12 protein-coding genes are annotated in these 13,781 nt (G+C 60.0%); 6 read left to right on the plus strand and 6 right to left on the minus strand.

Going from position 1 to position 13,781, the window contains the following annotated elements:
* Nucleotides 1-771, minus strand: coding sequence for an ATP-dependent zinc protease (locus tag AAF358_11840; protein ID MEM7706239.1), 771 nt, complete (start codon nt 769-771; stop codon nt 1-3).
* Between the two features lie 223 nt (nt 772-994).
* On the opposite strand from AAF358_11840, the gene AAF358_11845 reads away from it, so the two are divergent.
* The 5 genes from AAF358_11845 (at nt 995) to AAF358_11865 (ending at nt 8,733) form a co-directional block, all read left to right on the plus strand.
* A complete protein-coding gene (locus AAF358_11845; protein MEM7706240.1) occupies nt 995-2,917 on the plus strand; it encodes a DUF1538 domain-containing protein in 1,923 nt (640 codons plus the stop codon).
* Nucleotides 2,914-4,089, plus strand: coding sequence for a hypothetical protein (locus AAF358_11850; protein MEM7706241.1), 1,176 nt, complete (start codon nt 2,914-2,916; stop codon nt 4,087-4,089). The genes AAF358_11845 and AAF358_11850 overlap by 4 nt, the downstream gene beginning before the upstream one ends.
* Before the next feature lie 237 nt (nt 4,090-4,326).
* The gene (locus tag AAF358_11855; GenBank protein ID MEM7706242.1) at nt 4,327-6,768 is read left to right on the plus strand and encodes a TonB-dependent receptor; all 2,442 of its coding nucleotides are present in this window, start codon (nt 4,327-4,329) and stop codon (nt 6,766-6,768) included.
* Nucleotides 6,769-6,919: 151 nt separating this feature from the next.
* Nucleotides 6,920-8,203 (plus strand): adenosylmethionine--8-amino-7-oxononanoate transaminase, encoded by a 1,284-nt coding sequence (gene bioA, locus AAF358_11860; protein ID MEM7706243.1) that lies wholly within the window; start codon nt 6,920-6,922, stop codon nt 8,201-8,203.
* Nucleotides 8,204-8,355: 152 nt separating this feature from the next.
* A complete protein-coding gene (locus AAF358_11865) occupies nt 8,356-8,733 on the plus strand; it encodes a hypothetical protein (protein ID MEM7706244.1) in 378 nt (125 codons plus the stop codon).
* 1 nt (nt 8,734) lies between these two features.
* Here AAF358_11865 and AAF358_11870 read toward each other — a convergent pair whose 3' ends face one another.
* The 5 genes from AAF358_11870 to AAF358_11890 form a co-directional block, all read right to left on the minus strand.
* Nucleotides 8,735-9,127, minus strand: a complete 393-nt coding sequence (locus AAF358_11870; GenBank protein ID MEM7706245.1) for a DoxX family protein — start codon at nt 9,125-9,127, stop codon at nt 8,735-8,737.
* 145 nt (nt 9,128-9,272) lie between these two features.
* A complete protein-coding gene (locus AAF358_11875) occupies nt 9,273-10,718 on the minus strand; it encodes a PucC family protein (protein MEM7706246.1) in 1,446 nt (481 codons plus the stop codon).
* Nucleotides 10,719-10,849: 131 nt separating this feature from the next.
* A complete protein-coding gene (locus AAF358_11880) occupies nt 10,850-11,002 on the minus strand; it encodes a light-harvesting protein (protein MEM7706247.1) in 153 nt (50 codons plus the stop codon).
* Nucleotides 11,003-11,012: 10 nt separating this feature from the next.
* On the minus strand, nt 11,013-11,174 hold the full coding sequence (gene pufB, locus AAF358_11885) for a light-harvesting antenna LH1, beta subunit (GenBank protein MEM7706248.1): 162 nt from the start codon (nt 11,172-11,174) through the stop codon (nt 11,013-11,015).
* Between the two features lie 757 nt (nt 11,175-11,931).
* Entirely contained in the window at nt 11,932-12,636 is a 705-nt protein-coding gene (locus AAF358_11890) for a hypothetical protein (protein MEM7706249.1), read from the minus strand.
* Between the two features lie 375 nt (nt 12,637-13,011).
* Between AAF358_11890 and AAF358_11895 the strand changes: the two genes are divergently transcribed.
* The gene (locus tag AAF358_11895) at nt 13,012-13,779 is read left to right on the plus strand and encodes a hypothetical protein (GenBank protein ID MEM7706250.1); all 768 of its coding nucleotides are present in this window, start codon (nt 13,012-13,014) and stop codon (nt 13,777-13,779) included.
* The last annotated feature ends 2 nt before the right edge of the window (nt 13,780-13,781 follow it).

Raw genomic sequence — 13,781 nt, forward strand, 5'->3', positions numbered from 1 at the left:
TCAGGGGCGCGCCGGCCGGTAGCGTTGCTGGGTGTAGGACCGTGAGACGTCCACGAGATACAGGTCCATGAGAAACGCGCGGCCCAGTAACACCGGGTAAGTCATTTCGCTGCGGTCAGCCAGGTTGAATTCGGTGGTCTGCAGCTGGTCGCCGAGCCGGATATCGATTTCGACGACAACCCGTCGCTCGGCGCCTTTGACCGAGGCCTGCCGAATCATCGCGGTGCGAACGACCGGCAGTTCGAACTGCACCGCCTCCTCCGGACTGTCGTGCTGAAACACGAATCGGACCCAGTCGTCGCCGTCGCGCTCAAATTCGGTGATCTCGCTGGCGCTGATCGATGAGGTGTCCGCGCCGCTGTCGACGCGCGCCCGGTAGTGGCGTCCTGGCGGCTCCATAAAGATCCATTCCAGTCCACCGATAAGCTGTTTGCCCTCGGGCAGAACGGCGGCGGGCTCGGGGCAATCCTGGGGTGCAGGGGCAGGCGCTGGCTGCAGCGTGGCTACAGTTGCTTCCACCTGCGCCGCATGACTATCCAGCCGGGAATTCAGGCGACTGACCAGCTGCTCCGACTGATCGAGCTGCTCCAGCAGCGCTTCGCACGCAGCGGCGGACCGCAGCGCCGGATCGATCGGCTTAGGTTCTGCGATCGGATTGTCGATAACCAAGGCAAGATCGCCGGCTTTGTTGGGGCTGCGAGGGTCTGAAGGCGCAACCGCGCAGCTTGCACCGAGCAAACCTGTCAGCAGTGCCGTTGCAAAGCGAAGCATGTTTTCTCCTTCTGGCGCGTTGGGAAAGTGGTGCTTTCGAATGCGTTGCGTTTAGCAACTGTGGCTCAAATTTGCTTGCGGGCCGCGGGCTTAGCGCAACCGGGCTTTGCTCGTGCCGGCGGATTATGGCATAACCAAAGCCAGGAAAACGTTAGGCCCGAAGTCGGGGCATGGCTGCGCTTAGGCGCAACGTTTCAGTTAGAGCAGGGGGAAGACTGCCAGGATGGCATCGCAAATGCAGCCCGCAGGGTTAGACCCGCGCGACGGTAAGGCGTCCGTCACCACCCGTTTGGGGTGGTCCGACACGCTGCGGATTCTTTACCCCTACTTCGCCGAAAACCTGATGGAGCAGGTGCGCAGCGTCTGGTTCATTGTGGTTTATCTGGTCGTATTCCAGATTCTGGTGCTGGGACTGCCGATCGTTTACGCCACCATGATCGGTGTGGGCATCGTGATCGTGGCCGTTGGCCTGATGTTCTTCATGGAGGGCCTGCGCCTCGGGCTCATGCCGCTGGGCGAAACCATCGGGGCGGTTTTGCCACGAAATTCTCCGCTGCCGGTGATCCTCGGCTTCGCGTTTGTGCTCGGCCTTGGCGCCACCTTTGCTGAGCCGGCGATATCCGTCCTGAAGGCGGCCGGGTCAGGCGTTGCGCCCGATCAGGCGCCGCTGCTGTTCAGTTTGCTGAACGACTTTTCGGGCCAGCTGGTGCTATCTGTCGGGCTGGGCGTCGGGGCGGCAGTGCTGCTCGGCGTGCTGCGCTTTTTCTACGGGTGGTCGCTGAAGCTGTTAATTGTGCCGGGCGTTCTGATCCTTTGCGGCTTAACCTTCGTGCTGAATTTAGATCCGGTGACCCAACCAATTTTGGCGCTGGCCTGGGACTGCGGGGCGGTCACCACCGGGCCCGTGACGGTGCCTCTGGTGCTGGCATTGGGGGTGGGCGTATGCCGAATCGTCGGCAGCGGCGAATCGAGCAACGCCGGCTTTGGCATCGTCACGTTGGCGTCGCTGTTTCCGATTCTTGCGGTGCTGCTGCTGGGGATGTACCACTACCAGGCCAAAGACTACTGGGGTGCAGAAAACTATGCGGGATCCGCGACGGTCAGCTCAGCGCTCTCGGACGCGGCGGCCGGCGCCACTGACGGTCGATCCATAATCACCGAAGAAGAGTTCGTCCGGTATGTCGATAATCCCGACGCGCTGGGTGAACTCAACATCCGTTTTGAGGGCGGGCAGCCTGAGCTTCGCGACGGCGAGATTGTGCTGACCAACCCGACGGTTGTGCTGTCCAGGCCACTGGTGGAACGCCCGGCCATGATCAGCGATACCCAGTGGGACGGCAGCAAAAGCATTCTGCAGGGGCTGGCCGACGCGATGTTCGAGGCGCTGCGGGCCATCATCCCGCTGTGCCTGTTCTTGTTTCTCACGCTGCGCCTGGTGCTGCGGGAGAAGGTACAGCGCATCGACGAAATCAGTATCGGTATCCTCTTTGCGGTGCTGGGCATGTGCCTGTTTGTGCTCGGCATCTCGCTGGGCCTGACGCCGCTGGGTTCCCAGCTTGGCAGCAACGTGCCGGGGACCTTTGCCGCGATCACGCCCTGGGGGATGGAAGGCCGCGAGGGTCCGCTGTTTGAGTCGGACAACGCCGGCAAGGCGCTGGCGGCGCTCTTTGGATTTTTTCTGGGTTACGGCGCAACGCTGGCGGAGCCCGCCCTCAACGCGCTGGGTAACACGGTGGAAAAAATCACCGTTGGCGCTTTCAAAAAGAAGCTTCTGATGCAGTCGGTGGCGTTCGGTGTTGGGCTCGGAATTGCCGCCGGAGTCTGTAAAATTGCGTACAACATCCCGCTCGCCTGGATGCTTCTGCCCTCGTATCTGGGGTTGATCGTGCTCACGCTGGCGTCGTCCGAAGAGTTTGTGAATTTCGGCTGGGACTCAGCCGGCGTAACAACCGGCCCGATCACCGTGCCGCTGGTGCTGGCCATGGGCCTGGGTATCGGGGCTAACGTGCCCGGGATCATCGATGGGTTCGGCATCCTGGCGTTAGCGTCGGTCGGTCCGATCATCACAGTGCTGCTGATCGGGCGGGTTGTGGCCGGACGCCAGGCGCGTGAGGGCACCAGCGCGCCGGTGCAGGAATCGCCTTGACCCGCTTGATCACCAATAACAAGGTTTCGGTGGTTACCGCGCTGCTGCCGCGGATGTCTGCCGACCCCGTGATCGAACGCGTTTTTAACGAGGGCGATCCGAGTGTCCTCTTACTCAGCGCGCGGGGAACGTTGATCAAAGATACCTGGTACCAATCGTTTCTGCCCACGATCAGTCCGGAAAAAACGCTGCTCCAGTTTTTTGTCCCGGACCCTGAAGTCGATCACATTATCGAGGAGATTATCGACAGCGGCGGGATTCAGCAGGCCGGCGCTGGTGCGGTGTTCTCGGTTCCCTGCCTTGACTTTGCCTACTCCGAGGATTTTGCGCTCTGGTCCGGCGGCCAGGAGTTTGATGACGCGCCGGACGCCTCCGACGGGCTGAAAGAAAACCTAACAGCCATTTTCTGCATCGTGCAAGCCGAACAGACCGACGTGATATCCCGCGCGGCGCTTCAGGTCGGCACCCACGGCCCGATCATCCACTACTGTGAAGGGCGTGGGCTGCGTGACAGTCTTGGGTGGCTGAAGATCACCAAGAAACCCACCAAAGAAGTGATGATTGTGGTCGTCGATAACGCAGACGCTGATGCCGTGGTTGAGGCCATGGTGGCGGCCGGGCGGATCGACACTCCTGGCCGAGGATTTCTCTACCGGATGCCGGTACAAAAGGGCCTGGTGAGCATCGCCAGCACGTTTGGTGGTCGCAGGCAGCCGGCGACGATGCAGCAGATGGTGGCCGCTATCGATGGACTGAAAGGCGGCACCGCCTGGCGCGAGCAGAGCGTCCAGCAGGGAGCGGCCGCTGCCGGGGCTGGGCTCAATCTGTTCGGCAAGCTGCGCCAGCGCCAGTCGCTGGACGGGCAGGTCATCCTGTCCTGTGTCAGCTCACGAAAAAATACCGAGACGGTGATGGACGCTCTGCTCGCCGCCGGTGCGCCCGGCGCCAACGCCAGCCAGGCAAAGTTCATTGAGGCGGATGCCAAGCCCAACAGCCACGGGGTGCGAATCAACGTGGAGCGCAGCATCATTCACGCCATCATCTCCGAACAGCAGCTCGACCCAATCAGAGACGCGCTCAAGACCTGCGTCGAGTCGCTCGAGATGACCAACGTCTGTATTTACAGCCAACCGGTCTCCCGAGCCTACACCTACATCCGACCGGCAAGCTAACGCCCATCCAAGTCCGCGATTTTCCGCTGTTTTCCTAGCGAAAAACGGGATAAGCGCGTGTACAGATCCTGACCTCTCGCCGTTGTAACTGAGCATGTGGATGGCATAGACTGCCGTCGGCTGGTGTATTGCGATACAGAAAATAGCTTCTGACTAATCTTTTTGGTATCGCAACTGCCCGGATGCAGGAATTCACCGGGCAGACCTTCCAATCCCAATCACATAGCGAGCAACGCCATGAAGAACCAATCCCTTTTGAAGAAGAAATCTCTGGGCCAGGCGATTCGTCTGGGTCTCATTGCGGGCACCGTGTCCCTGCTGGGCGCTGAGTTTGTCCCCGGCATGGCCAGCATGGCCCACGCCCAGGCCCTGGAAGAAATTGTGGTAACGGCCCGGAAGCGCGAGGAAACGCTGCAGGACGTTCCGTTTGCCGTGCAGGCGCTCAGCGGCGACCAGATTCAGGCCCGAGGCATCAACAGCCTGGAAGATCTGTCGCAAAACGTGGCAGGTTTCTCCGTACAAAACCTCGGTCCTGGCCAGAGCCAGGTGTCGATCCGCGGCATTTCGGCCGGTCAGATTGTGCGCGACCAGCCCGGCGTGAAAGAGCAGGTGGGCGTGTATTTTGACGAGTCGGTGATTTCCCTGTCGCTATTCACCCCCGACCTCGACTTCTATGACATGAACCGCGTGGAGGTCCTGCGTGGTCCTCAGGGCACGCTGTTTGGTTCCGGCTCGCTGTCCGGCACGGTACGCTACATCAGCAACCAGCCTGAGATCGGTTCCAACGAAGGTTCGCTCCAGCTGGGCCTGAGCTCGGTGGAAGACGGCGATTTCGGGTTTGACGCCAAAGGCGCCATCAACATCCCGCTGGGTGAGACGGCGGCCGCCCGCATTGTGGCGTACCACACCGAATACGCCGGCTTTATCGACGCGCTGCAGCCCGGTGGCGGCGTCAACGAAGACGTCAACGACGGCAGCCGATCCGGTATTCGCGCGGCGCTGAAGTTTCAGCCCAACGATCGGCTGACGATCACGCCGCGCATCATCTATCAAGAAGTTGACCTCGACGGCTTTAACCGTCAGGACGCCTTCAACGTACTGGCCAACCCCTTTACGACAACCCGGCCGGCGATCAGCCCCGGAGAGCGTGAACAGTACACGCAGCTTCAGGAACAGTTTGAGGACGAGTTCTTGCTGGTGGACGCGCAGGTCGACTACGATTTTGACAACGTTACGCTGACGTCCATCACCTCCTACACCGACCGCGACCTGCTCGTGCTCCGCGACGCTTCTGCGCTGACCCTCGGCGTCATCAGCGGCCTGCTTGGGCTGCCGCGGGACATTGCCGACACGGCGGTGGAAACGCTGGACGGCCCACTGTCCGACGAAACTACGGTGGAGATGTTCACCCAGGAGATCCGGTTGTCCTCAGCCTACGAAGGTGATCGCGATTTTGACTGGGTGATCGGCGCGTTCTACAGCGATATCGATCGTGACTACGGTCAGACGCTGCCGGTGAACGGCTTCGAAGCGCTAACCGGCATTCCCACGGCTGGGGTGATCAACCCGACCGATACGCTGTTCTTCTCGCGCATCCCTTACAACTTTGAGCAGCTCGCGTTTTTTGGTGAGTTCAGCTACTACATTACCGACCAGTTCACGCTGACCGCAGGCGCGCGCTACTACGACTTCGAGGAAAGCCGGGTGCTGAACTTCGACGGTCTGTTTGCCAGTCAGTCGATCGGCGTTCCGGGTGATACCGATAGTGACGGCATCAACCCGCGCGTCATGGTCAGCTACGACCTGAGTGAAGGAACACAGATCAACGCGCAGATCTCCGAAGGCTTCCGGCTGGGTGGCGTCAACGACCCGCTCAACACCGGCGCCTGCAGCCCCGCCGACTTCGCGACGTTCCAGCCGCTGGAAGGCCGCTTCGACGACGAGGAGCTGACCAACTACGAGATCGGTCTGAAAACCACAGTCATGGACGGCGCTGGTGTGCTGAACGTGTCCGCCTTCACCGCTGACATTGAGAACCTGCAGGCCACCATCGACGCCGGTACGTGCTCATCGCGGATCGTGTTTAACGTTCCCGATGCGCAGGCTACCGGTATCGAGTTTGAGTATTCGGCCAACATTACTGACAACTTCTTTATGTCAGCCGCTGGCAGCTACGTTGAGGCGGAAGTAGAGTCGACCCTGATCTCCACCGACACCGCGGGCAACACCACGGTGCTTGGTGGCGTGCGCGATGGCAACCGTCTCCCCAGCGTTCCGGAGTTCCAGCTCGCGCTGTCTGGCACCTACGAATTCCAGTGGAACGAAAACTGGGACGGCTACTTCACCGCCACCGCGCAGCACGTGGGTTCTCGCTTTACCCAGCTGGTGGATCAGGAGCCAGGTGTCGGCGTCACCGGGCCGGCCGTTGCCAACATCGGCAACCCGCTGCCGGACGCCACGGTGTTTGTTGAGCCGGAGCTGCCGTCTTACGAGATTTACAACCTGCGTCTGGGTGCTCGTAACGAAACCTGGGATGTGGCGCTTTACGTCAACAACGCTACCGACGAGAACGCGCTTCTGTCGCTGGACCGCGAACTGGGCGGCGCCGGTCGTTTCGGTTACCGGGTGAACCAGCCGCGGACGATTGGTCTCGTCTTCAACATGGCGTTCGGTCAGTAAATCGCTCGCCAAAAAACGACTGTCCGGGAGGCTTTCTCCCGGGCAGGAATCTGCCAAAATGGCCCGCTCCTAGCGGGCCATTTTTTTGGGACCCATGATGCAATCCAAATCAGCAGCGGCAGACCAAAATGCGGCAGGCGGAGCGCCTGCTATAACCTCAGCGGACCTCGACTTCGACCGGCGGCACATCTGGCATCCCTACACGTCGATGAATGAGCCGCTCCCCGTCTACCCGGTGGTCGGCGCCGACGGCGTGCGGCTTGAGCTCGCCGACGGGCGCCAACTGATCGACGGCATGTCGTCCTGGTGGGCCGCCATTCACGGTTATAACCATCCACGCCTGAATCAAGCGCTCAAGGACCAGGCCGACCGGATGTCGCACGTGATGTTCGGCGGCATCACGCATCAGCCGGCGATTGCTTTGGCCCGACAGCTGGTTGACCTGTCGCCGGCCGGGCTCGAACACGTGTTCTTCTGCGACTCGGGGTCGGTTGCCATGGAGGTCGCCATCAAGATGGCCTTCCAGTACTGGTTTGCCGCCGGGGAATCACAAAAGAATCAGCTGCTGACCGTCAGGTCCGGCTACCACGGCGATACCTTTCAGGCCATGTCGGTCTGTGATCCCGTTACCGGTATGCACGAGATTTTTAGTGACGTGTTGCCGAAGCGGCTGTTTGCCCCCAGCCCGCAGTGCCGCTTCACGGAAGAGTACGATCCCGCCGATTTTGAAGCCTTCGAAAAACTCGCCCGCGACCATCGGGAGGTGCTCGCGGCGGTGGTGCTCGAACCAATTGTGCAGGGCGCCGGAGGCATGTGGTTCTATCACCCGCAGTACCTCAAACAGGTCCGTGAGTTGTGTGACGAACTCGATTTGCTGCTCATTGCCGACGAAATTGCGACCGGCTTCGGCCGCACCGGAAAACTGTTTGCCTGCGACCACGCCGGCATCACACCGGACATCATGGCGGTCGGAAAAGCCCTGACCGGCGGGTACCTGACGCTCGCCGCAACGCTTGCCACCACCCGCGTCGCGGACGGGATCTCAAGCAGCCGGCTCAATGGCGGCGTCCTGATGCACGGGCCAACCTATATGGGAAACCCGCTGGCCTGCGCGGTGGGCAGCGCCAGTATCGATCTGCTGACGAGCGGCCCCTGGCAGAAGAACGTCAAACGATTGGAACGAGGTCTCGAGGTCGGACTGGCGCCGTGTCGCAACCTGTCGGGAGTAGCGGACGTGCGCACGCTCGGCGCTATTGGCGTGGTGGAAATGGTGGAGCCAGTGGACGTTGCGTCGCTGCAGGCTGCCCTGGTAGAGGCTGGAGTCTGGGTCCGCCCCTTCGGTCGGCTGGTGTACCTGATGCCGCCCTACATCATGGATGATGAAGACCTTGCAACACTTTGCGGAGCGGTCGTTGGCGTGCTCTCGGCGTGCTAGCGGCTCGCTGGCGCCTTGGCCGTGTGCAGGTAGGGTTGGTCTGCTGCCTGACGTCGTGGTGTAGCTCTTGCGAGTTGTCGTGCTTAGGTCAGCAATCCGACGGCCGCCGTCTGCTAGACTCATGCGCCCGTAGCAATTGATAAGGCAAGACATTGGCCGCAAAAGCAGCAGATATTATGGCGGAAGCGCTTGAGCGCGATGCCGATCTTCACGATCGTGATGAACTTGATAATGTTGACGCTCATATCGAGGACGTGTGTCGCCAGGTCCTGCCCATCAACAACATTCCTGAGCCGATCTACAAGCTGACGCTGCATTTTTGGAAAGAATGGGGGCGGGCGTTGCAGGAGGACTGGGTACACTACGCGGAGATCGAGAAAGACGAATGGCCGGTGATGGCCCGGACCATCGCTAAACATGTTCGCCTGGGTACGCTGCCGAACGACAAGCGGATCATCCGCAACTTTATTAACGGCCGACCACCCGTGCCCTGGTCCAAGCTCAGAGAGTTGTTTTTTAAGAAATCCTAGCTCAGAGGGAGGGCGCCTGACGCCCGCTGAGTGGGTAGATCGCTAAGGCAATCGCAAACGCCATCAAAAACATCGTTGAGACGTCCACGTAGCCGCCGGCCGCAAACCCGATCATCATCGCCACCGCCGAGATCGCAAAGAAGCGAATGCGGACAGAAAACAACAGCCCAAGCGCAATCGGGAGTTCTCCCAACGTTACGACCCAGCCGAGCGGGAAGTAGTGGGGTATCACGAACTGTGTGAGGAACATCTGCTGGAACGCGGTTAGCGGTGGCGGGTCAATCAGACGCGCGTTGAGGTGGTCGAGAAACGCGTCTGACCAAAGCCAGCCGTCGATGACCTTTGCGACAAAGCCCACGAGAAATAGTAGACCGAGGAGATAGCGGCCGACCACCAACGCTCGTTTGATTACTGAACGAGCTGGCCGGGCTGCAACGGGGACGGGAACGAGGGCGCTTCTCCAGTCAGTCTCTGTCGTGGGAATGCTCATAGGTCTCGCAGTCGATGAGTATGCTTGTTCCGTTGCGCTAGTCATGGCGTCAGGCAACCGGTCCGCCGCCGGCGTCAACGCCAACGCTCAGTGCTATCCGGCGTGCGCGACGCCGCATGATGAGCGGTGCAGTGGCGACGATGGTGATGAGCAACAGCACAATCTCGATCGTGTACACCGTCATGTAGCCGGTGGCCGCGGTAGCGAAGCCCCAAAGATTGTCCGTGAGTCCGGCGATTAGGTTCACAAGGTCGCGAATAACACCACTGGCGGCCATAGCAACACCGGCGGCTGTGGCCTGGACGGCACCCCATGCACCGAGAGCGAGGCCAACCTCCGCTTTGGGCGCGCGGTTCATGGTCGCGGTCAGCGTGCCGTGCCCGAAGAGGGCAGCACCCAAGCCAATCAGGAAGTTGCCCAGCAGGAAGAGCATCGGCGTGGCCAGCGGTGCCGCGATCATGACGAGCACGAAGGCTGGGAGGCCGAGAACTGCGCCGCCGCGAGCTACCCGGTAAGGGTCTCCGCCGCGTCCAAGGATGTGGGATGCAAAGGCAAAGCCAACCAGGCCGCCGAGTGCGAATAGGGCTGTGAGCTTAGTGGTTGCGCTCACTGACAGGTTCAGCACCTGACCGCCGAAGGGTTCGAGGAGCACGTCGGCCATACCAAAGGCCATGGTGCCCAGCCCGACCGCGGCTAGACGCCGGATCGTGCGGTCACCCGTGCAGAAGTTTGCCCACGCTTCGCGGAAGCTCGGGTCCGCCGTATCGTTCGGGCGGCGCTGCGTGTGGCGAGTCTCCTGCTTCCACATGGCAGCGGCGTTCAGCGCGAGTGTCAGCAGTGCGGTCCAGGAAACCACGGCGATGAGGCGGCCGGGCGTAAATTCTGCCAGTGCCATCCCGAACACTAGCGCGCTGGCAATCATGCTCATAAGCAGCATGACATACATCAGACCAACGACCTTGGGATGAGATTCTGGGGGCGTCAAGTCGGTGGCTAGCGCTAGACCTGCAGTCTGCACCGTATGGACGCCAGCGCCTACGAGTAGAAACGCAAGCGCTGCTGTGGCCTGGCCGATCCAGACCGGCGCACCCGCCGCATGCCATTTGCCGCCGAGCACCAGTAGGGCCAGCGGCATAATGGCCAAACCGGCCCATTGATAGAGCGTGCCTTTGTACATGAAGGGTATGCGGCGCCAACCGATGGCGCTGCGGTGGTGGTCCGAACGGAACCCGATCAGCGCCCGAAACGGGGCGAAGACGAGAGGCATGGCGAGCATGAGGCCGACGAGCGAGGAGGACACGCCGAGCTCCACGATCATCACCCGATTGAGGGTCCCGACCAGCAGCACCAGCGACATACCGACGGAAACCTGGAAAAGCGAAAGCCGGAGGAGACGAGAAAGCGGCAGGTCAGGTGTGGCGACGTCAGCGAAGGGCATGTAGCGCGATCCGGCTGATGCCCACACGCTCATTAGTTTTCTTCCCAGTCGATTCATGACGCTCAATCCCCTCGGGGCACAGAATTCATGGACTCTGCGTGGAACTAGTGGTTGAAAGGGGAATCGGGTCTAGCTAAGGAGTCCCGACTCCCCTAAGACGAACATCTCTAGAGAGTGAAACTGCGCCGTCAACCACCACCGCCAGAAAAAACAGCGGCAAACCATGGAACGGCCATAAGACCGGCAGCATGGACAATGAGCGAGACGGCGATTACACCGCCAAGAAACAGCGGCAGGCCAACGGTAGGCTTAACAACACACCACATTCTACTTTGATTCATTACTAACTCCTTATCCGAGCCACGGCGTGTACACGGCCATCAGGACGTGCGCGATGACTGAGATCACGAAGAACACCCGCGTGCCGTCGATGACGTGCTTGTGGATTTCCTCCGATTCTTTGGTGGTCAGACCGGTGGGCCACACGCGATCTGAATCGGCATGATCTGCCATTGACATATCTCCTGTACTGATCTCGTGCGAACCCCGCACGTAGGTGCCTGCAACCTGCGTTCCCGGGAGGACTCATTTTTTGGTCCCGGTAGGCAAGGTGACGCCCGACTGAGTCGGTTGTCCCAAGCGCCCGGCACCATCCGCCGCTAAGCAGAGGGAGTGCCGGTGTGTACGTCGATAATGTAGAAAGTGTTCAGATGGTGTCAACCTGATATGACTAAAAGTGTGTCAATCAGATATGACAGTCATGGTCGGCAGTGAAAACAGCTGCAAACCGCGAACTAACTTCGCGGGTTTTGGCCCTCGCATGCCCAAAGACGCGTGGTACATCGAAAACCGGCTAATGGCTTAGGCTGAAACCTAATGTGTGACCGGTCAGGAGCCAATGATGTCGGACTTTCAAGGCGCCATGGCTGGCGTGTGGCCGGGCTGATGTTGGGTGCTTGTCTCGGTTATTACGTATAGGATCTCAAGCGAATTCTCCTCGAGCTGCGCGAGGTTTGCGTCAAATGGTATTGCGCGCTTCGCCGCTCCCTGCGCCCAGGATCTTGTCATAAGTAAACGGCTTGGGCGCCGCCGACTTTCGCTTAACCCACTTCGCCTTAAAGAACGGCCTAAAGAGTCAAGCCGCACCACACCTGAAACGACGGAAGCCGCCGAAGCGGCTCCCGAGTAAATCCAAGTCGCGAGATACCAGCGGGCTGCGATGCTATCGCCGACTACCTGCCGGCGATCAGCGCCACCCCACCGGGTGCAACTACTGACGTTTGGTCAGAGTCGGGATGTTAAACAGCGACGACAGTGGCGTCCCATTGTTTGAAAGCAGCGGCAGGCCGAAGCTCGAACGCTTGCTCTTTGAGCTGGTCAGCTGCTTCATGGGGATGATCGCAGAGCCGCTACTCTTCAGCAGCGGAATTCCGAAACTGGAACGTCGATTCGGCTTCGGTGCGTTCAACTCCTTCATCGGAATGATGGATTTGTCGCTGCGCTTCAGCAACCCGATTCCGAACATCGAAGACAACGTCCAGCCCGGCTTAGTGAGCTGTCGGATGTTTATGGAATGTTCGTGTTTGACCAGCGTCGGGATGCCCAGCAGATCGGATAGCGGTGACGGGTCGTAGGGGACATACGCGGGCAGCGAATCGGTGCCAACCGGTCCGAAGCTGTCCATGATTTCTTCAGCGGTCACACCCATACCAAAGGCCGGCCACACGGCCAGCACGGTGTGCCCATTCTGCAGCGCCTGGATACAAGCCTTTCGAAACCGCGCTGCCATTTGGTTTTTGTTGATGGCGCTGACGACCGCCGCGGCGGAGTCATCACCTGGCGTCAGCAGCATGATGGTGTCGTCGCGGAACCCAGCCTGCTTCAGCTGACTTGCCGCTTCCTGAGCCTGTTGTTCTTGTTCATAGAGACGGACGGTCGATAACATAGCTGTTCTCCTTAATCCCAGCCACGGCAAAAAATGTACGCCATCGCTATCGCGATAACTCCCAGTTAGCGTACCGTGAGCACTGTCAAGCTCGTGTGTAGACAGCTCTTCGTGGGTGCACTCCGAACCGTCTCAGATTCCAATCTTGAGTCTCACAGAAAGACCAATTTTGACCCTAAGATCAATCTTTGGCTAAGTCAACGATCGCCAATCGAATAAAGTGTCAACCTTGATTTAACGCTTCGGCGCCCGCGAACAGGTTGAATTCGGTGTTTGGATTGAGGGGGCAGGACCAGGCTTCCCGACCCCATGGCTTTCCCGGGCTTGTTATATTTGCGCGTCGCGACGGTCATCGTAGACCGGAGTCACGCTATGCGCCGCCGGATCGGTAGTTTGGGAGTAGCTATGTTCAAACATTTTCTTCGGGCTACGATGCTCGTGGCCTATCTCGGCGGGTTGCTGATGGCGCCCGTCGCCCTGGGTGGGGGCTTCGACCGCGAGCTGTTTGAGTCGTGGCTGGACATGCGCGTCGGCGGCGGCAAGTCTGACGTCTACTGGTACTCGGAAGGCACCTTTCGCGACTTTCCGGGCGGCGAGGTGACGGCAAAGATGATCGGTTTTGATGCCGGCAAGCTGCTGCGCGATCCGCAAAACCCCGATCGGGTGCAGCACCTTTCCCGTAAGATCTTCTACTTCTTCGACCCCGAGACCGGCGCTCGTTTAGCGCGTGCACCGATCGCCTATCCGCATCAGCTGAAGACCTATGAGCTCGTCGGCGACGAAATCGTCTACACCGTTGAGTCCAACAACGGGCGCTCGGTCTACACGTTGGGCCCGATGGAGAACTACACCGCAAAGCGCATCGGCGATGTTCACTGGTTCAACTACTCGGTCTTCATTCAGCGCGGTAGCGGTAAGTTCGAGAACTCTGACTTCTTCGTCCAACCAGATAAGGGGCAGCCGGATCAGCAGCGCTTCCAGCACGCCTGGACCTCCTATGGCGTAGGGCCGATCATGTCCAGCGCGGTTGCCTGGCGATATTCGAGCTTTGACGAAATGCCGAAGGCGATTACCGAAATTGTTCGGTCTGAGGCGCCGATGTGGATGCTGGCGCCTCAGGACCTGAAAGAGATTGACCGCATGCGCCAAGCGACGTTGGCAAAACCCAAATGACG

Source organism: Pseudomonadota bacterium (genome assembly GCA_039033415.1).
GTDB lineage: Bacteria > Pseudomonadota > Gammaproteobacteria > Xanthomonadales > SZUA-38 > JANQOZ01.

Excerpts from the sequence above, each read along its gene's own strand:
- AAF358_11840 (MEM7706239.1), bottom strand. The coding sequence starts at position 771 with ATGCTTCGCTTTGCAACGGCACTGCTGACAGGTTTGCTCGGTGCAAGC.
- AAF358_11845 (MEM7706240.1), top strand. The coding sequence starts at position 995 with ATGGCATCGCAAATGCAGCCCGCAGGGTTAGACCCGCGCGACGGTAAG.
- AAF358_11855 (MEM7706242.1), top strand. The coding sequence starts at position 4,327 with ATGAAGAACCAATCCCTTTTGAAGAAGAAATCTCTGGGCCAGGCGATT.
- AAF358_11875 (MEM7706246.1), bottom strand. The coding sequence starts at position 10,718 with ATGAATCGACTGGGAAGAAAACTAATGAGCGTGTGGGCATCAGCCGGA.
- AAF358_11880 (MEM7706247.1), bottom strand. The coding sequence starts at position 11,002 with ATGAATCAAAGTAGAATGTGGTGTGTTGTTAAGCCTACCGTTGGCCTG.
- pufB (MEM7706248.1), bottom strand. The coding sequence starts at position 11,174 with ATGGCAGATCATGCCGATTCAGATCGCGTGTGGCCCACCGGTCTGACC.
- AAF358_11895 (MEM7706250.1), top strand. The coding sequence starts at position 13,012 with ATGTTCAAACATTTTCTTCGGGCTACGATGCTCGTGGCCTATCTCGGC.